The organism is Paenibacillus sp. N3/727, from assembly GCF_022637315.1.
In the GTDB taxonomy this organism is placed as follows: domain Bacteria; phylum Bacillota; class Bacilli; order Paenibacillales; family Paenibacillaceae; genus Paenibacillus_AQ; species Paenibacillus_AQ uliginis.
The window spans coordinates 4,155,744-4,174,797 of sequence record NZ_CP093336.1 but is presented as its reverse complement, the minus strand read 5'-3'; the positions used below and the strand labels follow the sequence as shown (position 1 = coordinate 4,174,797).

At 44.3% G+C, this 19,054-nt stretch carries 21 protein-coding genes; 9 read left to right on the top strand and 12 right to left on the bottom strand.

Going from position 1 to position 19,054, the window contains the following annotated elements; all coding sequences use genetic code 11:
* Positions 1-459: 459 nt before the first annotated feature.
* Positions 460-765, top strand: coding sequence for a HesB/YadR/YfhF family protein (locus MNQ98_RS19175; protein ID WP_241929692.1), 306 nt, complete (start codon positions 460-462; stop codon positions 763-765).
* A 52-nt stretch (positions 766-817) separates the two neighbouring features.
* Positions 818-1,270 carry an NUDIX domain-containing protein gene (locus tag MNQ98_RS19170; protein WP_241929691.1) on the top strand — a complete coding sequence of 151 codons (453 nt, stop codon included), beginning with the start codon at positions 818-820 and terminating at the stop codon, positions 1,268-1,270.
* 106 nt (positions 1,271-1,376) lie between these two features.
* Here the strand turns inward: MNQ98_RS19170 and MNQ98_RS19165 are convergent, their stop codons facing one another.
* Entirely contained in the window at positions 1,377-1,877 is a 501-nt protein-coding gene (locus MNQ98_RS19165) for an ADP-heptose synthase (protein WP_241929690.1), read from the bottom strand.
* Positions 1,878-2,052: 175 nt separating this feature from the next.
* Between MNQ98_RS19165 and MNQ98_RS19160 the strand changes: the two genes are divergently transcribed.
* Positions 2,053-3,798: an ABC transporter ATP-binding protein gene (locus MNQ98_RS19160; RefSeq protein WP_277883669.1), complete on the top strand. Its 1,746-nt coding sequence runs from the start codon at positions 2,053-2,055 to the stop codon at positions 3,796-3,798.
* 327 nt (positions 3,799-4,125) lie between these two features.
* Here MNQ98_RS19160 and MNQ98_RS19155 read toward each other — a convergent pair whose 3' ends face one another.
* The 7 genes from MNQ98_RS19155 to MNQ98_RS19125 form a co-directional block, all read right to left on the bottom strand.
* On the bottom strand, positions 4,126-5,352 hold the full coding sequence (locus MNQ98_RS19155) for a DUF6080 domain-containing protein (RefSeq protein WP_241929689.1): 1,227 nt from the start codon (positions 5,350-5,352) through the stop codon (positions 4,126-4,128).
* Between the two features lie 107 nt (positions 5,353-5,459).
* On the bottom strand, positions 5,460-5,780 hold the full coding sequence (locus tag MNQ98_RS19150; protein WP_241929688.1) for an EamA family transporter: 321 nt from the start codon (positions 5,778-5,780) through the stop codon (positions 5,460-5,462).
* The gene (locus MNQ98_RS19145) at positions 5,770-6,111 is read right to left on the bottom strand and encodes an EamA family transporter (RefSeq protein ID WP_241929687.1); all 342 of its coding nucleotides are present in this window, start codon (positions 6,109-6,111) and stop codon (positions 5,770-5,772) included. Before MNQ98_RS19145 ends, MNQ98_RS19150 begins: the two co-directional genes overlap by 11 nt.
* Positions 6,099-6,734: an HAD family hydrolase gene (locus MNQ98_RS19140; RefSeq protein ID WP_241929686.1), complete on the bottom strand. Its 636-nt coding sequence runs from the start codon at positions 6,732-6,734 to the stop codon at positions 6,099-6,101. Before MNQ98_RS19140 ends, MNQ98_RS19145 begins: the two co-directional genes overlap by 13 nt.
* Before the next feature lie 24 nt (positions 6,735-6,758).
* Entirely contained in the window at positions 6,759-7,670 is a 912-nt protein-coding gene (locus MNQ98_RS19135) for a decaprenyl-phosphate phosphoribosyltransferase (protein ID WP_208919005.1), read from the bottom strand.
* 162 nt (positions 7,671-7,832) lie between these two features.
* Positions 7,833-8,276: a DUF441 domain-containing protein gene (locus tag MNQ98_RS19130; protein WP_208919007.1), complete on the bottom strand. Its 444-nt coding sequence runs from the start codon at positions 8,274-8,276 to the stop codon at positions 7,833-7,835.
* Between the two features lie 42 nt (positions 8,277-8,318).
* On the bottom strand, positions 8,319-9,296 hold the full coding sequence (locus MNQ98_RS19125) for a YpdA family putative bacillithiol disulfide reductase (RefSeq protein WP_241929685.1): 978 nt from the start codon (positions 9,294-9,296) through the stop codon (positions 8,319-8,321).
* 226 nt (positions 9,297-9,522) lie between these two features.
* On the opposite strand from MNQ98_RS19125, the gene MNQ98_RS19120 reads away from it, so the two are divergent.
* The gene (locus tag MNQ98_RS19120; RefSeq protein WP_241929684.1) at positions 9,523-10,119 is read left to right on the top strand and encodes a DUF2087 domain-containing protein; all 597 of its coding nucleotides are present in this window, start codon (positions 9,523-9,525) and stop codon (positions 10,117-10,119) included.
* A 100-nt stretch (positions 10,120-10,219) separates the two neighbouring features.
* Here MNQ98_RS19120 and MNQ98_RS19115 read toward each other — a convergent pair whose 3' ends face one another.
* From MNQ98_RS19115 to MNQ98_RS19100, 4 genes are all read right to left on the bottom strand, one after another.
* On the bottom strand, positions 10,220-11,068 hold the full coding sequence (locus tag MNQ98_RS19115; RefSeq protein ID WP_241929683.1) for a DUF4097 family beta strand repeat-containing protein: 849 nt from the start codon (positions 11,066-11,068) through the stop codon (positions 10,220-10,222).
* Positions 11,068-11,616 carry an HAAS signaling domain-containing protein gene (locus MNQ98_RS19110; protein ID WP_241929682.1) on the bottom strand — a complete coding sequence of 183 codons (549 nt, stop codon included), beginning with the start codon at positions 11,614-11,616 and terminating at the stop codon, positions 11,068-11,070. Before MNQ98_RS19110 ends, MNQ98_RS19115 begins: the two co-directional genes overlap by 1 nt.
* Position 11,617: 1 nt before the next feature.
* The gene (locus MNQ98_RS19105; RefSeq protein WP_241929681.1) at positions 11,618-11,938 is read right to left on the bottom strand and encodes a PadR family transcriptional regulator; all 321 of its coding nucleotides are present in this window, start codon (positions 11,936-11,938) and stop codon (positions 11,618-11,620) included.
* 241 nt (positions 11,939-12,179) lie between these two features.
* On the bottom strand, positions 12,180-12,419 hold the full coding sequence (locus tag MNQ98_RS19100) for a hypothetical protein (RefSeq protein WP_208919026.1): 240 nt from the start codon (positions 12,417-12,419) through the stop codon (positions 12,180-12,182).
* Between the two features lie 385 nt (positions 12,420-12,804).
* Here MNQ98_RS19100 and MNQ98_RS19095 point away from each other — a divergent pair, with 385 nt between their 5' ends.
* The 5 genes from MNQ98_RS19095 (at position 12,805) to MNQ98_RS19075 (ending at position 18,988) form a co-directional block, all read left to right on the top strand.
* Positions 12,805-13,116 carry a hypothetical protein gene (locus MNQ98_RS19095; protein ID WP_241929680.1) on the top strand — a complete coding sequence of 104 codons (312 nt, stop codon included), beginning with the start codon at positions 12,805-12,807 and terminating at the stop codon, positions 13,114-13,116.
* A 90-nt stretch (positions 13,117-13,206) separates the two neighbouring features.
* The gene (essC, locus tag MNQ98_RS19090; protein WP_241929679.1) at positions 13,207-17,202 is read left to right on the top strand and encodes a type VII secretion protein EssC; all 3,996 of its coding nucleotides are present in this window, start codon (positions 13,207-13,209) and stop codon (positions 17,200-17,202) included.
* Positions 17,203-17,218: 16 nt separating this feature from the next.
* Positions 17,219-18,025, top strand: a complete 807-nt coding sequence (locus MNQ98_RS19085) for a hypothetical protein (RefSeq protein WP_241929678.1) — start codon at positions 17,219-17,221, stop codon at positions 18,023-18,025.
* 27 nt (positions 18,026-18,052) lie between these two features.
* Complete coding sequence (locus MNQ98_RS19080; RefSeq protein WP_241929677.1) at positions 18,053-18,565, top strand: WXG100 family type VII secretion target; 513 nt, start codon at positions 18,053-18,055, stop codon at positions 18,563-18,565.
* A gap of 147 nt (positions 18,566-18,712) precedes the next feature.
* Positions 18,713-18,988 (top strand): WXG100 family type VII secretion target, encoded by a 276-nt coding sequence (locus MNQ98_RS19075; RefSeq protein WP_208919036.1) that lies wholly within the window; start codon positions 18,713-18,715, stop codon positions 18,986-18,988.
* Positions 18,989-19,054 lie beyond the last annotated feature (66 nt).

The window sequence follows — 19,054 nt, the reverse complement described above, 5'->3', positions numbered from 1 at the left end:
CATCCCGAAAACGGACGATATGCTTCAATCATTAACTTATCATGCGCGCGGTTATAGTAACGGCAACCGTGCGTCAGAGATACTTACAGTTCAACATCAATCATGATTACACTTCAGAATTGAGGGTTCACCGGCAGGGTGTCGTCAGTATTCAGTTGTGAGTTATGACCCATAGGACGATGAGCAAAAACAATAAATTGATTGAACACTTTAACCACCCTTTCGTTTGAATTTACAATTAATTGAAGAAGACTTCGTATGGACTGAATTTTATCATCGCAAACCCGAAAATGTCAAACCTATTTTTTGAAATATCCGGAAAAAGCCGTGCAGCCTGATTTATTCATTTATCATTCATAAAAGATTTGTAACCCCGTTCGGATATGCGTTATGATACATATACAATACAAAATAAAAGACCTGGGAACAGGCAACTAACTCAAAGGAGAGTGTGTTAGCATGATTATAGAGGTCAGCAATGACGCGGCGCGTTGGTACAAGAGAGAACTGGAACTGAACGCCGGCACGTTCATTCGCTTCTATCCACGCTACAGCTCCGGCGGCGGATTGCATCCCGGTTTTTCTCTCGGCATTTCCGTAGAAGAGCCGAATGATCCAGGAATTACGGAGCAGGCAGAGGATCTAACGTTTTACATGGAAGAACACGACATGTGGTATTTACAGGGATATGATCTTCATGTGGAATATGAAGAGTCCTTGGATGATATTTCTTATGTGTATAGAGAAGAAGGCGCAGTAAACTGACGAGTGTTGTGAGCTCGTGGCGCGCTACCCTAGGGGAAAGGAGGTTCCCGGGATGAGCGTATATCACCGTGATGTCCGTCAGTACATCGGCAAGAGGACGACGGTCGGAGTTAAAGCGGCTGTTATCGTACAGAATGGCGATGGAGAGATTTTGCTTCTGAAACGACAGGGGAAGGAGGAATGGGGCCTTCCGATTGGCAGTATGAAGCCAGGCGAATCTATGGAGGACGCCGCATCGAGAGAACTATGGGAAGAGAGCGGTCTTATTGCGGATGATATGCGGTTAATCGACCTGTTATCAGGTCCACAGTATTTGAAAAAAAATTCAGGCGGAGATGAAGTGTATTATGTCATCGGTGTTTACGCTGCAATTGGGCTGCGCAGCGCCATTGAACTCCCTTTTGAGAGTGAGTTATCTCTAAAGTACTATAATCTGGAGAAACTGCCGATCATGGAACCCATTTCTGTTCATCTGATGGAAAAAATCAAAAAACAGATACGCTGAAGTTCTGCTTGATGGTAGTACCATCTGGCGTTGCGATTCCCCGAAAGGGGAATTTTTTCGTGTAAAATAGTACCCCTTGCTTTTTCAAAGAGCAAGGGGTACTATTTTATGTTGGTTCTTCTAGAGCGAAGTCAAAGTCATCAATGTCATAAACCTGAACTGGGATAGATGCATCTATAATACGTTGGATCAACTCATACTGATCTGTAAGTATAGGGGCTTCAATTCGCTGTGCTGCCATGATAAGCTCGGTTTCTACGGGATCAAACAATTCCCCATAAGGAGCCGTGTCCAGAGCGTTCAGAATGGTTACGATGGTCATGTCACCAACTGGAATAGAGGGGCTTTTTGCCCAAGGTAGCTGAAGGGCCCGGTCAATCTTTTTCTTGTTGAGCGGCTCTTCGAAATATTGAATGAGCTCATTAATCTTCGTCCGAACATGCTGGTCATCCGGACCGGTATGCATGAGCGGCTCGTCGCTGCTTTTCAACTCGTATAATTCCAGGACTGTTTTATAGGGAATGATGTATTCTACGGGCTTTGTTGGCACCAGAAGTTGTCCATAAATTGCGAGCATAACGGCTTCTGTAACAAATAGTGTACTCATGTTTATCCTCCTGCTGGGCAATGCATTTGTAAAGTAAGTTTAAAGATAATAAAGCATTGAAGCGGGCAAAAGTCAACAGTAGGTCTTATTCGGGTGATGAAAGGTGAAGCCTTTGGCTTGTGATTATTACATACCGCAGCTAGAAAGATGCACAAGAAAGGGGTCGTTATTGCCTTTGAAATCATGGAAAATTTACTATCCATTCGTTAAGCCTTATCTTAAATGGATCATATTGACACTCATCATCGGGATGATCAAGTTTTCAATTCCGCTGCTTCTCCCAATGATTATGAAGTATGTGGTCGATGATCTTCTCATCAGCTCTCAGATGGACGTGCAGCAGAAGCTGGACCAGCTCATGCTTGTGCTCGGGGGTACCTTGGTGTTATTTATCGTTGTCCGTGGCCCGGTAGAATATTTCCGGCAGTATTTTTCCTCCTTTATTACGAGCCGTATTTTATTTGATATGCGGAATCGTCTATACGCTCATCTTCAGCGCTTGTCCCTGAGATACTATCAGAATACGAAAGTAGGGGAAGCGATATCCCGATTTATTAACGATGTGGAGCAGTCGAAGAACCTCGTTGAAGTTGGAATGATGAACATCTGGCTGGATATGTTCACTTTGATATTTGTCCTTGTTGTGATGTTCTTGATGAGCCCGGTTTTGACACTCGTTGCGATCTCGGTTCTGCCGCTGTACGCCATTGCGGTTAACCTGCTGTACAAACGCCTTAAAAAGCTGACAAAAGACCGATCGCAGGCGCTTGCGGGAATCCAGGCTTATCTGCATGAGCGAATTCAAGGCATTTCGGTCATCCGAAGTTTTACGCTTGAGCGTTATGATCAGGCAAAGTTCGAAAAGATAAACGGCAACTTCTTGGAGAAAGCGATGGCTCAGACACGATGGAACGCATTGACGTTCTCTATTATTAATACCTTGACGGACATTGCACCAATACTCGTTATAGGTTATGGGGGTTATCGGGTCATTCAAGGGGATTTGACTTTGGGTACGTTCGTTGCGTTTTTCGGATATTTGGACAGGCTTTATGCACCTTTACGCAGACTTATTAATTCTTCTACAGTGTTAACACAGGCAACGGCTTCATTGGAGCGTGTTAAGGAACTGCTGGACGAGCCGTATGATATCGTGGATTCACCTCATGCTAAAAAGCTTTCATCCGCTGGCCGGATTGAATTCGACCGCGTCTGGTTTCAATATAATGACGATGCGGGTTGGGTGCTGAAGGATATTAATCTAACGATAGAACAGGGTCAGACAATTGCTTTTGTCGGGATGAGTGGGGGAGGAAAATCCTCTTTGATCGGTCTTATACCAAGGTTTTACGATGTCCAGCAGGGCAGTGTGAAAATTAACGGAGATGATGTTCGTGAGATCACCCTAGATAGCCTGCGCGGCTCCATCGGAATGGTGCTGCAGGACAACTTCTTGTTTAGCGGTTCCGTCCGTGAGAACATTTTGTTTGGTAATCCTGATGCAAGTGAAGAAGAAATCGTTGCAGCTGCAAAATCAGCTAACGCGCATGAGTTTATAACCAACTTGCCGCAAGGATACGACACCGAGGTCGGGGAGCGGGGAGTGAAGCTGTCCGGTGGACAGAAACAGCGGCTCGCGATTGCACGCGTATTTCTGAAGGACCCAGATATACTTGTCCTGGATGAAGCTACTTCAGCTCTGGATTTGGAGTCCGAGCATCTGATCCAGCAGGCGCTTCAATCGCTGTCGACGGACCGGACGACATTGATCGTTGCTCACCGTTTGTCTACGATTACTCATGCCGATATGATTGTCGTGCTGGAGAATGGGCAGATTACAGAGAAGGGGACTCACAACGAGTTGATGGAAATGAACGGAAGCTACGCGAGGCTGTATAATGTGCAGCATTTGGAGTCCTAGGGTGAATGTGATGGAATTGTAGCAATGTTAGGTTTAACAGAAAAACGTGCCGGCCAATGATTCTTGGCCGGCACGTTTGATTTTGTGTTGTAATGTTGTATGTGATACAACATTGGAGAAGCAGAATGTCTGAACCTGCTCAGATTGTTGTATATTCTACAACAATCCCTCTTGGAAAGAGGCATATAAGTGATTTCCTATCCGGATTATTGTATTGTATACAACAATTTGTCCTTGGTCGCAATATGACGGAATAAAGTTGCAGTTTATACAACACCGACTGAACACTGTTAGATTACGCAGCGGAAAGGACGAAGCATCAAAGGATTACTTATCCTGCTGCGTAATGACATCTGTATACGAGGACTGGATAATGTCCAGCGTTGCATTCTGCTTAACGATGTTGTTAGCAACTGTAGTGAGCAGAAAGAGGGCGACCACGCCGAGCATGATTCTTTTGACAGTCACACTTCGAATCCCAGAAATGAAGCCAGCAGCAAGAATAAAGAAAGCAAACAAATAGTGCCCAGCGTATAGATACAAGTCATATTGAAATGTAGTAAGGCCAAATCCAACAACGATATGAAGAACAAACGCGAACAAGATATACGTAGCAATAGCCCATGTTTCCCGAGTCTTAATTCCTTTTATAAATCCAAGCACTGCAAGCAAGAAGAGGCCAATTCCTACAATATGTACATAGAAGGGATAAGGCTTGCTAAGATCGGTTGCAAAAGCAACGATTCCTGGGTCAATCAAGGCAACGTCTGGTGTCAGAACAGGACTCACAACGAGCATATAGAATGCTTTAGCGTGTTGCGCGAACGAGAATGGTGTTACATAGCCTAGAGCGCCATTCGATAGTCCGCCAAAAACATTCGATAACCATGTCTTACCGGAAAACAGCACATATTGTAGCGCTGTAAAACCGATGATCATCAGCAGGGTGCTGATCATAATGATCATAAACCGCCGGAACGTTTCTTTTTTGCTTCTGAAGTCAAAGAGGCTAAAGAAAAGAGCACCGGCAAAGGTGACCACATTCGTTGAGGTGATCCCGAAATTAATCAGTGTAAAAGAAGCATTCGGAATGATTGAGAAAGACTGTTCTTCCCGGCACTTCTGTAAGTATGCAGCTGAGAGTACAATTACAAATTGAGCGTAAGAATAGGAGTCTGGAATTAAGGACGTAAAGATACTATACGAGCTTACTCCGAAAAAGGCCGAGAACAGCAGCGAAACCGACATATCCGAACCGTTTCTGCGCAGCATAAAATAAACAATTGTCGTTGTAAGTGCATTGATCCCAGATTGCAGTAGCAGGTATAGCATGTTGCCTATGGAGTGGCTTGATAAGTATGTCAGTGGTGCTGTAAGGAGATTGATAAGCGGATGAATGATCGTGGACGCCTGTTTTCCGTATTCCATAGATGGATCAAAATTAAACAGATTCACCGGAAATGGTGCACCGTAAAACGGACTGTAAGTACCTAACATCTCCGCGTTATCTTTAATGTACTGCACATAAGGCATATTTAAAAAGATATAAAACAAACAAAAGATGATCCATAAAAATAGGGCTGTATAATTATCTTTCCTGTCCCTAAAAAAATAATTGTTAAAAGTCATGTTAACCACCAATCTCTAAACGATTTAATATTTTACGATATTAAGAGCAGCAAACCTGAGATAATAAAGACAATACCTGCAATCTTGATGATTCCGATCGATTCTTTAAAAATGACCTTGGCGAACAACAATGCCCACAGAAAGGTTAAGGCATTAGCGGGCATAACGATCGTATACGGGAGCTCTTTCAGCAGATATATGTTCAACAGTGCGCCGATTCCGTAAGACGCAAAGCCGAAGAACAGCAGGAGGAGTTGTTTTTTGGAGGTGTAGCCTTTAAAGAATACACTGCCAAGGGAGCCGAACAAGGTCATCGCGAGCAAAAGCATGTACAATAGCGGTTCATTTTTCATAAGAGGTTAAAGTCACCCCGATCCCGAGAAGGACAACAGCCGCCGTCTTTTTTATCGTAATAGGCTCTCCAAGAAACAGGTCTCCGTAAAACAGAGCAACAATATAGCTAATACACATGAGCGGGTAAGCAACGGAGAGTTTTTCGAGAGCTAATGACTTAATCATAAAAATAGCGCCAAGACCATAACAAACAAATCCGATAGCCATATATATCAGGTCACTGTGGCCCCATTTCCAAAACAGTTGACCTGTTGCGGTCAGAAATGCGGACACTACCATCAACCATTTACCGGTATGGCGGCGCTGGCCGTTCTTGTTTATAAGCTCCATGTTAGCCCCTCACACCCCGCTGTATGTTTATGACGATTAATCATATACTTTTGGTTCACTAGCTGCAGCATAGGCATATCCGAGACGGAATCAGAGTATGCGCAGGATTGATCGTAGTCGATCATGATTCCCTTTTCCTTGAGATAACTTTTAATGCGAGTAACCTTTTCCTGACCCTTGCAGTTGTTTCCTGCAATCATATGGGTAAACTGCTCACCACGTTTGACCAAATTCGTACCGATCACCCCATCCACCTCGTCAAACTGGTTAAAATATTTCATGTAAGCGTAAGGGGAAGCCGTGACCAGGAGGATATGATAGCCGTCCTCTTTTTTGTTATTCATTTCCATTAAAGCTTCCGGGTAGATATAAGGCTTGACCATCGTATTAAAAAAATGTTCCAAGTCTTGTTCATTCATATAATTTATAAAACGAAAATAAGAGCTTTTTGCCCGTTCTGCCTTCATCCATTTGAGTTTATAGAAAACAGAATAGATACCGATTAGAAATATGAGATAAAAGGAAGAAGGTTTTTTTTGCAGGCCAAAAAGCAAAAATTGAAACATCGAATCCTTCTGGATAATAGTCTTGTCGACATCAAATAAGGCAACCTTATGAGTCATTAGTACATACCCCATATCATTTAATTATTCAAAATAAGCTAAAATCCCGATTACACTTGCCACATAAATGAGCACGGTAACCAGTATATGCATATCTTCAAACAGGATGCGGTCTGGTGAGCCGCCCTTTTTTTCAATATGAATGAGATACAGATATCGGAACATCCCATAAATAACAAGCGGTATGGTCCACATCAGATGAATCGTTCTGCCGGATGTAAAGGTGAACAGAGAATAACTGATGATGGTGGCCGTTGTAACAATTCCGCTAAATTGATCCAGTAGCTCCAGGGAGTAGTGATCGAGCACTTTTCGATGGGAGCCCTTTTCATTTTGAAGCAATACGAGTTCATGACGTCGTTTTCCAATCGCGAGAAAGAGAGAAAGCAGCATGGTACACAATAAAAACCAAGGTGTAAACGGAACATGAATGACTAATCCGCCAGCAATAGCACGCAGAACAAATCCTGCAGCAATGATCATAATATCGATAATGACCACATGCTTTAACCGTAAAGAATAACCCACGTTCATTACGAAGTACAGTCCGAGAAGGCCGGTAAACAAAGGGTTAAGCACATAAGAGATCACCAGAGAAGACGTTAGCAGCAAAGCTCCAAACATCAAGGCTAGTGTAGGGTTTAGTCTTCCTGAAGCCATGGGACGATGCCGCTTCACCGGATGATTCCGGTCAGCCTCTCGATCCATGTAGTCATTCACGATATAAACGCAGCCTGATACGAAGCAGAGAAGGAAGAATCCAATAATGCTATCAATCAGAGTAGATGCACTTACCGTTTCGAAAGAAAATAAGGGTGCTGCAAAAATAAGTAAGTTTTTCGTCCATTGTTTCGGCCTCAGCTGTTTAATAAGCAGAATTGGACTTTGTGAGTGAAAAACCGGTTGGCTAGCGTGTTTGTTTTGAGGGTGTTGCACGAGCTTTAGCCTCCTATAAATCTTCTAAATATAGTGGGTCGGTAAAATAGAGATATACTTCCAATATGTTCGTTATCATACCATAAATATACACAACATAAACAAGAGGCTGTCCCATTAGGTTTACTCCCAAGTGGGACAGCCTCTTGTACTCAGTGATTTCTATGACTTGCCAATTAACAGCGATAAAATACCGGCTGCAATGAGTGGTCCTACCGGAACACCGCGGAACAGAGCGACACCAAGGACCGTTCCGATCAATAGGCCGGCAACGATCGTTGGATTGGTTCCCATTAGCGTAGCTCCGCGCCCGCCTAAATAAGCAACTAGCATACCTATGCCGATTGCGAGGAGGGATTTCCAGTTGAGAAAGGACTCACCAATGACCTGTAGGCTCATTTTTCCGCTGGCTAATGGAGACATGACCCCAATCGTCAGAATGATAATACCGATCGTAAGGCCGTATTTCTCCAGCCACGGAAAAGCTTGCTGGAAGCCGGTAACCCGAAGAAACAGCAGTACCAACATCGCAATGGTTATGGGAGAGTTACTGCTGATGATTCCAAGTGCGGCCATAGCCAGCAGGATGAGTGAGGTGACATCCATGGTGTACGCAAACTCCTTTGGTAAACTAATAATATTTGCAGTTTATGACTTGGTCATGAGGTGCTCGGCGATTAAACGTCCATGCAAACGTCCGGTTTCGATGAAAACTTCATTTGCATTCCGTCCGGATGCAATAACACCGGCAACATACAGTCCGGGAACTGTAGTTTCCATCGTCTCCGGATTGTAGTGCGGTTTTTCCATGTCTTCGTCCAGCTCCACACCGGAAGAAGCAAGTAGTTTACGGTCCGGCCGGAAGCCGGTCAGAGCGAGCACAAAATCATTATCAATCGATTGCTCATTACCATCATTAGAAGTAACGGTAATGGACGTTTCGCGAATCTCCGTTACACTGGACTCCACGTAAACCTTAATCTTTCCTTTAGTGACCAGGCTCTCGAACTGAGGGCGCACCCATGGCTTGATATTCTCGGACACTTCCTTGCCCCGGTAAATGACCGATACATCCGCCCCAACGCGAATCAGTTCCATGGCTGCATCTACGGCAGAATTGCTACCGCCGATAATCGCTGTTTTCATGCCGGCATAGGGGTGTGCTTCCCGGAAATAGTGGGTCACTTTTTCCAAGTCTTCACCAGGAATGCCGATATAATTCGGATGATCGAAATATCCGGTGGAAATGACGACATTTTTGGCTTCACGATAGCTTTCTACGCCACTGCGTTTGCGGGTATGTACCCGAAAGGATCCGTCAGGAAGCTTCTCAATGGAAGTAGCTTCTTCGTATGGTGAGAGGTTAAGGTTGTAGTGCTTGGCGACTCTGCGGTAGTATGCGAGTGCTTCGTCCCGATAGGGTTTGTCATTGGATATGGCAAATGGAATATTTCCGATCTCAAGCATTTCAGCAGTACTGAAAAATTGCATATGAGTCGGATACAGATAGATGGAGTGAACTACATTGTGTTTATCGATAAGATCAGAGGACAGGCCGCGCTTGCCGCATTCGATAGCTGCGGACAAACCACAAGGGCCGGCGCCGATGATTAGAACGTCTTGCATGATGAGCCTCCTTAAGAAATAAACGTACATGAACAATCAGCACTAATAATCCTACCGCAATTATGGAGATAAATCCACCTTGAACGGCTGAGTTCAGACGATATTTCATCATTATTAAAGGATGTTGACAGGTTATTCTAATTTCATTAATATCTAATTAGATTAACATCGAATTTTGATATTTTTTATCATTATCAGACGTCTTGGAAAGGAGGCGGATGTTTCAATGCAGCTCGAAAAGATTGTCAATGTCCATAAACTGCTAGGCGATCCTAACCGGATGAAAATTTTAATGCTGTTAAATAGAGGAGAAATAAACGGCCAAGCCTTGGCCGAGAAACTGAGCTTGTCACAGCCTACGGTTACACACCATGCTACTAAGCTGCGGGAGGCTGCTTTAATCCGTGAACGAAGGGACAAGAACACCATATATTTTTCCCTGAATCCGGAATTTATTGAGCAGGTTCATCAAGCGTCCTTGATGTTTATATTCGGGAAGGAGAGAGGGGATATTCCGATGGAAGATAAACAATCCTCAGTAAAGGCAACCGTTCTAAGAAACTTTTTTGCGAAAGACGGGAGTCTGCGTCAAATACCGGCACAATACAAGAAAAAACTGATTGTACTGGAGCATTTGGTCGAGAAGTTGGAGTTCGGTAAAGAATATAATGAGAAAGAAATAAATGAGTTCATCAAACAGTACCATGAAGATTTTGCAACGATCCGTCGAGAGTTTATTATGCATCACTTCATGTACCGGGACAATGGGATCTATGTGCTGAACCCGCGTGAAATGTGGAGTAACTGGGAAGAAGTGAAATAACTGAGTAGTTGATCATTTGTATGATTAATTAACAAAACACCTTCCCGGGCGGTTCGATCAACCGAATGGGGAAGGTGTTTCAAAGTTAATAGGTTTTTGTTTAAGGAAGCTTAATATCGATATCCCCGGAATGGGTATCTGCTTTAATGGTATGCTTGCTTTCCTTAGGGGACTCCGGAATATTGACCGAACCGGAAAGAGTCTTCGTCTCATAAAACCCGTTAAAATCCGGATCTGGTGTGATCTCGACATCTCCTGAGAGTGTTGTTGCTGTAATCGATGATATACCGCGCTGACTGATCTCTACATCACCTGAGTAGGTCTCTAAATTTGCGGCACCTTCTATTTGTTTAAGATCAATCCCCCCAGAGAGGCTTGATGCTTGAACGGATGATCTGATATCGTCTCCATTAATATCTCCAGAGTGGGTATCAAGCTTCAATTCATTTACTTTAAGGTTTGTTAAATAGATACTGCCAGATATGGAGGAAATATCGATGTTATTAGAAGTAGCTCCTTCAAGTTTAATATCAGCTGACATCGTCGAGATCGCGAGATCCTCCAGCTCCGTCTCTTTCGGAAGTGCTACATTGATTTTTCCCTTGGGTGATTTCAGATTAACGCTGAGAAACTGAGTGGTAGAAGGGGGAGTCAAGTCTATGGAGAACTCGGGTCCAACCGCAGTCAACTCCTTCAATCGATCTATGACCTTCGGGTGCACATTTCCTTGAAACTCCACATATCCTTCTCCCCCCGTGCTTGAACTGAACGAGATATCTACATCATAGTCGCTTGTAATGTGCAGCTTCTTGATTTCATCCGGCTGAAGGGCCCAGGATTGCTTATGCTCTGGATATTCATCCTCAAATTTGAACTTATGATACGCCATGCCAACTACGCCTATTAATATAAGAACAAGAGCTGTTCCTACCAGCAATTTATGTTTCATTATACGGATCTTCCTTTCAACATTCGTGCATTCCATCGTAGGTAGCCTCTGAGCATAGCAAATAGCCCCAGGAAAATCCAACGTACAAGGTAGGCGAGCAATATTCCGACACCGATAAAGGATATGGACAGAAACAATTTCGCCGGAAAATAGGTTCCATTATATAGATATTCTATTAGCACCAGTACCGGACTAAATATGGCGGCAGCTGCACCAGCGGCCAAGCCAATCCCGCCTGCCCAGAGTCCAATCTGAAATGGCACGGCTACCAAAGCGCAGAAAAAAAGGCCAATTCCAATAAATAGTTGCCCAACTGCCGAATGTGAACTTTGAATTTTAATTGGCATTTCCGTAAAGCGATCACCAAGCGCATCGCGCGCCATTTCGAACGGGTCCCCGAGTTCGCGGGCAATCTCCTCTTCGGAGCGGCCATTTTGCAAGCCAAATTGAAAGTGGGACTCCACATCACTGAGAAGCTCATGCCGTTCGTCCGGATGAAGAGGGGCAAGCCTCGTTTCTAAGATGGATATAAATTGTTTTTTATTCATGCTATTGTCCTTCCTCTATTAAGTTGGTTACGTTACTGACAAATGCTCTCCATTCTTTAATCATGGAGTCCATGTAAATCTCCCCATATTCCGTCAGTTTGTAATATTTACGGGGCGGCCCTTCTGATGATTCCTGAAGATAGGTGGTACAGTATCCTTCATTAACAAGTCTACGCAAAAGTGGGTAAAGTGCGCCTTCGGCAACTTCGATGTGACGGGATACGGACTGTGCCAGTTCATAGCCGTATTGGTCCTTGCGGTGGATGAGCACAAGCACACATAGCTCAAGGACTCCTTTTTTAAATTGAATACTGACATCCAAAAATGTTTCCTCCAATCACGATAAGAATTGAACATGAACCGGTACTGATTATTATTCATTAGCTGTTATACAGAGAATAACATTAGGTACTGAATAATGCAAGGTACTGATGCGGAATATTTCCAATTTTATGTGTGTTCACCAAGAACATTATTATCATCGTTTATTGACAGAGTCAGGACTGACGTTGTTTGTAGAGCCAGGTTATCGCTTGTTGAACACAAAAAGGGCTATCTCCCCTTTAAAAGAGAGATAGCGCAAGAGAGTCGTTTTCACTTTTGCTGTGAAGAATTGCCTCAGAGCCCTCGATTTCTATACTTATGAGGGAATTGAGGCATTTTTGCAGCGCCTTTTTACCGTTGTGGATTTTATTGTCCAGCGCGCTGATTAAAAGCTTCAACACCTTCTGTACCGGTTGTTTGTTATCTGTTGTAAAATATACGGGTACCGGTTTGTTTTGAAACATAATGAGTGTTTTCATCAAATCACCTCACGAAAAGTTTTATTTCATGATATTTGCATTATAAACGGCCAATCTTAAAATAACCTTAAAATGAAAGAATTAATCAAGATAGCATTTTAGGAGAGTGACATTTCTGTGAACTCTCTTTTTTTGTGAAATAATTCGTTTTGAAAATGAAAGTAAAGACTATTTCCCTGTTTCAAAAGAAATTTAGTCCTTAAGATGCATCCAAAACTATTGAAAAATAGGAAATAGGAAATATGACACAAATTGACAGGATAGACTTTGGAGTGATACAGTTACAATACTGTAACCTATTTTTATAACTTATGATATAGGTGTTCGGCCCTCTCATAGGGAATACTCTAGAATTACGATATTATAGAAGGGCAGGAAAACACAGATGATTCTTACTGTGATCAGTGGACGCAATGAAGGAGATTGGTTTGACATATCGGTGCCGAATGAATGTTCGGTAACACGGCTGAATGAACTGCTGGGACTTCGTCTTTTTCAAGAGCCACCGAGTCCCGGAATACAATATATATTAGAAGCAAAATTTCCGGAAGGTTTATGGTTTACGGTGGACGGGAACCCAGGAGTCGTTGAAGCCGGCCTTAGAGAAGGCGCATTCATTAGACTTCAGCGCGCTTTTTCAACTACAGAAGAAGAAGCTCCGGTGTACGGCCGTAGAATGTTGTTTCAAGAAAGCTGAAATTGGGTAAATAACCCTTTGATTTCTTCGGGAATCAACAAAAATACATAGTGATTTTTACATGATGCTCTGGATAAAGGGGAGGAAACGATGAACGTCTTATATCAGCGTTCGCCACGAATTAAACCGGCTTTGCAAAAAGAAGAGATGGAGATACTTAGACCTCCTTCAGAGCCCAACAAGCCATCTTTCTCAATTATTTCCCTCATTATACCTATTGTAATGACGGTGGTAACGATTGGCTTTTACGTCTACATGAATATGAGCGGGAAAATGGGACGCAGCAATTATATGATGATGTTTCAGATGTTATCCATATTTATGATGCTGACATCGTATACTCTGCCATTTTTTATGTATTTAGGCAACAAGAAAACATACCAACAGAAGCTGGCTGAACGAAACCTCAAATATCGCACACAGCTGGACCTTCACCGTGAAGAGTTGAAAGAAGCGCAGCAAAACCAAGTAGAAATTATGTTCGAGATACACGGGGACCCTGACGTGTGCTTTCAGATCGCTAAGAACAGAAGCAGTAGTCTGTGGGAAAGATCCCCCGAGGATATCGATTTTCTTGAGGTCCGAGTAGGCAAGGGAACCGTTCCCTTTCACATACAAGTTCGAGCTCCGAGAGCAGACGGATACGAGAAGGATCCGCTGATTGAAGCTGCACAGGAGCTTGCAGATGATTTTCAAACTGTTGATGAAGCCTCTATCACACTGCCTTTGTTCCAATCCAAAGTCATCGGTGTGGTTGGTGGAAGAGAGAACGTCTTGAACACACTGCGTGTAATGATGGCGCAAATTGCGGTACGCCATTCTCCGGACGAAGTGAAAGTGGCTGCTTTTTATGAAGAGAAGGAGGCCCATGACTGGGATTGGCTTCGCTGGCTTTCGCACACTTGGGATGATGATCGCTCCACGAGGTATTTGGCTGATCGTCGAAGCAGTTCACATCAGCTCGCAGACGAAATCTTCATGCAGTTGTACCGACGCAGAAACAACCGTTCGGAATACGGCAACAAATCAATCGAAATACCGGCATATATCGTTATTTTATCCAGTAGTTCATTAATAGAGGAAGAGCCGCTTTTGCCAATGCTGCTTGAAGACGGTGAGGCGGTAGATGCTGTAACGATCATCTTATCGGACCGCAAAGAAAACCTTCCGATGCATTGTCAACTGATTGTAGAGGTTGAGCGGGAGCAGGCGAATTACACGATCAAAAAGGACGGCATGGTTTCACAGCAGTTATTTAGAACTGACGGAATGAGTCGTGAACAGATGGAGATCCTTGCTCGTTACATGGCACCTATTCGCTTAAAACGGTCATCTGCATCCGATATTCCTTCAGTATTGACGTTGTTTGAAATGATGGATATTCAAAAAATATCAGAGCTCGATGTGAAACGCCGCTGGCAGAACAACCGTTATCCGGATACACTGCCTGTACCTATGGGGGTTCGAGCGGGGAACAAAAAGATAAACCTGAATTTACATGATAAAATTGAGCGACAAGGTCACGGACCGCACGGACTGATAGCCGGTACGACCGGCTCAGGTAAAAGTGAAGTCATTCAGTCTATTGTAGCTTCACTTGCTGCCGAATTCCATCCGCATGATCTTGCTTTTATGCTTATCGATTATAAAGGTGGGGGTATGTCCAACACATTCCTGCATTTGCCTCATGTTGTGGGTACGATTACGAACTTGGACAACAACCTGATTGAACGTGCTAAGATTTCCTTAAAGGCTGAACTGGTCCGAAGGCAGAAAATATTGAACGATGCTGGAAATCTGCAGCATATCGATGAATATTACAAGCTTCTTCGCAGCAGACATGAAGAGCCGCTCCCACATCTGGTCATCATTATTGACGAGTTCGCACAACTCAAAAAAGATCAGCCGGAGTTTATGGATGAACTGATTAGTATCGCCGCCATTGGCAGAACACTTGGGGTTCATCTTATTCTGGCTACACAAAAGCCGGCTGGTGTAGTCGATGACAAAATATGGAGCAACTCTCGATTCCGAATCTGCTTGCGGGTTCAAAGTGAAGGCGACAGCCGGGATATGCTGAAAATTCCAAATGCGGCATGGATAAATAAGCCGGGACGCGGATATTTCCAGGTCGGTAGTGATGAAGTTTTTGAAGAAATGCAGTTTGCCTGGAGCGGAGCTCCATATATAGAAGAACAAGATAATGAAGGTATGATCGTTATTCGTGAAGTGCGTCTGAACGGAAAGACGGAACCGATGCTTGCTCCAGTCAGCTTGTCCGGTGTTCACCGCGATGAGGTCCCGAAGCAGCTACAGGTCTTTATTGACCGACTGGCGGATATAGCACTGGAAGAAGGAATCGAGAGACTGCAGGGACCATGGCTTCCGCCTTTGCCTGAAAGCTTGGACCTAGATGAGGTACTGTCTGCTTCCGATGGTAATTCCGTGTCGGCATACGGAGATAATACGCGTACTGCACGGGTAGGAATGGTTGATGACCTTCCAAACCAATGTCAAAGGCCGCTCAAGTTAAATATGGAGCAGGGCCATTGGGCAGTGTACGGCATGCCAGGGTTGGGAAAAACGACCTTTGTTCAGACCCTTCTAATGTCACTGGCTAGGAAGTATTCCCCTGATCAATGGCATGGGTATATTATAGATATGGGACGAATGATGCGGGACTTCTCCGGATTGCCGCATGTGGGCGGTGTTATGACGGCTGAAGAGGAGGATCGGATTAAACGTTTATTCCGATTCCTGACCAAAATAGCAGCGAAGCGGAAGGACCTGATTGCAGATGCGGGTGTGAAGACAATTTCGGCTTACCGCCGAGCTATGTCACTTCACGTCCCTCAACTGGTGATTGTCATCGACGGTTATCTTAATTTTCGGAATACATATCCGGATGAAAATGATATGCTGGAGTATCTACTCCGCGAAGGTGGCAGTTTAGGCATAACTTTTGTTATTTCCGCTAACCGGATTTCTGATATGTTTGAAAAAGTACGGAGCAATATCTCACAAGCAGTTTCGTTTGAACTTGCAGATCCTGCGGATTATTACTATGCTGTAGGTCGCCCGTCCCGAGCACCAAGCCAGCTTCCACCGGGAAGAGGTCTTGTCAAGGGACAGGTACCGCCTTTGGAGTTTCAGACGGCATTGCCTGCAACAGGTAAAGATGAAGGAGAACGTTCAGCCGAGCTGCGCGTTCTGATTGCCCGTCTGAAGAGCTCCTGGAACGGGGATATTGCCCCGTCTATTGATCCGTTGCCAGAGAAGGTCGGACTTTCGGAGCTTCTGAAAATGGATCAGCCTTACGAACGGATAGCCTGTACGGCAAAGTACCAGGTTCCTGTAGGGCTGTCGACGGATGACCTGTCTCCGTTTTTGGTCAATCTGAAGGAAGGTCCCCACTTTGTTGTGGCCAGCCCCATGGAAGGCGGAAAAACCTCGTTTTTGCTCAGCTGGATGCTTTCACTCGCGTATCATGCCTCGCCCGAGGAACTTGAAATATATACAGTAGACACCCGGTATGGCAGCAGTGGTCTCAGTAGACTTAATCATCTGCCTCATGTCAGAGGTCATGCTGAGAATGAAGAGGACCTGGGCCCACTTATAGCCGGTCTATACGAGAAAGTGCAGAGCCGGACGAAAGAGGGGGACGATCCAGTCATTCTGCTTATGATTGATGATGCGGATGTAATGAGCAAGCAATTAAACGATTTTACGATAAAAGATCAATTGTCTTCGATTGTGAGACTGGGCAGGGACCGGAAAGTACATGTTGTGCTTTCCGGTGTTCCGGCTGACTTTCCAACGTACGGTGTGGATTGGTTCACCGACGTCAAAGCGTCACAATCCGGATTTTTATTCGGGACTCTCGATTCGAACGATTTATCGTTCTTTAGAATCCCTTTCTCGGAATCTACGAATAGTCCTGGAGGACTAAAAATACTACCACCGGGTCAAGGGTACTACGTTAAACGAAAATTTTCCAGAATTAAAGGCGCAGTTCCGTTTGATGAGGTGTGGAACGCCCAAAAATGGGTCGCAGAAATTCGTGACCGATGGCATGTTGTAGTTTGAGGGGAGGTGGCTCATAATGTTGACGATTCATGCTTCCAAACAGGAGACCGTAACGCTGACTGACAAGGAGTTTTTTTTCTTGGCTGGTATTCTTGGTTCAGATCGTCTGCTCGGGGTCGAAGATCCCTTCAGCGGGTATTTAACTGAGGAGATTGCAGATGAGTGGGAAGCGTCGAAAAATTCGCTTCTTGAAAAGCGATATTTAATACGTGAGGAAAGCGGAGAACTGTCAATTCCGCCTGATGTATTTTCCCGTGTGGCAATAGCGGGGCTGGCTGAGCGTGCCTGTTGGTTGAAATACGAGAACAGAGGTAAGTCGTTTGAAGGATATTTACACGTAATCGGCGAACAGGTTATACAAGTTTGCAAGTGTGATGAAAACGATCGATTTTATATGTTGAGTGAACTTGGCTCGATTGAAGATACATGTAATAAGTTGATAGAAGAGTTGGCTCTCAGTGATCAGTCTCTAGGGGAATTACCGGCTCTGCTGCTTAGCCGTAAGGAATTTGCGGATATTTACACCTGTGCTTCCGATATGAATTGTGATGAGATCAGCGACAGGTTAGCCAGATTAACGGACGATGCCGAAGGTTCGATTGCACTGGCAAAATGTTTGAAAAACCGGGTTTCTTCGGGGGAGCTTCAGCTGTCAATATGGAATGGGTATAACTGGGAGAGTCAAAATGCAGCGTTTGTTGTGAATGAGTCCATGAACTGGCTGCTGCGTATGAGTCTTCAGGGCGATCAGGATTGGCTGACCGCAGCACCTGCAACAAAGGAGCAATTTCATCATATGCTCCTCATGTGGCTGAAACAGTAACGGAACCCGTATGAAAGGTGAGGACCTATGCGTATATCTGTCGAACCGGAGTTGCTCCGGACATTAAGTCGTCAGCTTCAGCAGTCCGGCGAACAGTATGTTGCCATAACTAATCAACTTCATCAGGCAATTAGTTCGATTGTCTGGGAAACTTCAATGAAAGCGGCGGTTATTGATGAGTGGCAGTCTGCCCAGAGGCTTGGAGAGAATTTGGGAGCTCTTTTGGCACAAATGGGCAAGCATTTGCAAATGAAAGCCGATCAGTTTCAGGAAGCTGATCATCAATATCAGAGTATTCTTGAGCATGCCATTATAGGTGAGGTTTCACCTACTGCTTTGTTTGCGGCCTCCAAGCAAGAAGGAGGAAACTCCATTTTGCCGGAGTCAGGCACTTCCGGTTCCATTATTTCCAATCCTAGCTCGGCTGCTGCCGCGGTGGGGATGAATAGCAGTGATGGTGGCGATTCAGCCAAACAAGCTGCTCTAAATGGCCAGGGATGGACTTTTACCGATCCTTCTAATCTAAGTATTGCAAATTAATACGCTAAATTATGGAGGGAACGTGTTTCATTACTGGGTCATTGGGGGTAATTGGAATTTAGGTCTGAGGACATTTTGTAAATCTTACCAACATAAGCTAAGATGACAATTGTTAATCGGAACCGAAATTTCAAAGGAGGTACATACATGGCAGGACGCATTTTAATTACGCCGGAGCAAGTTGAACAAGTGGCAAACCAATTTAAGCAAAGCGGTGAACAGAGTCAACAAATCGTTAACAGTCTGACTCAATCTGTAAACGGTATGGAAGGTCAATGGGACGGTATGACGAAGCAGCGCTTCTTCCAGGAGTTCCAGGAAGCCAGCCGTTTGATGAACTCTTTTGTACAGACGCTTGATAGCATCAGCACAGAGCTGAAGGCGATCGCTCAAAAGTTCCGCATGGCGGACGAATCTCGTTAATTTTCAATTGGGTTTTATTGGTATATAATAAGTTCATAAACCAGAAAACCGGGTGTTCAAGCTGAC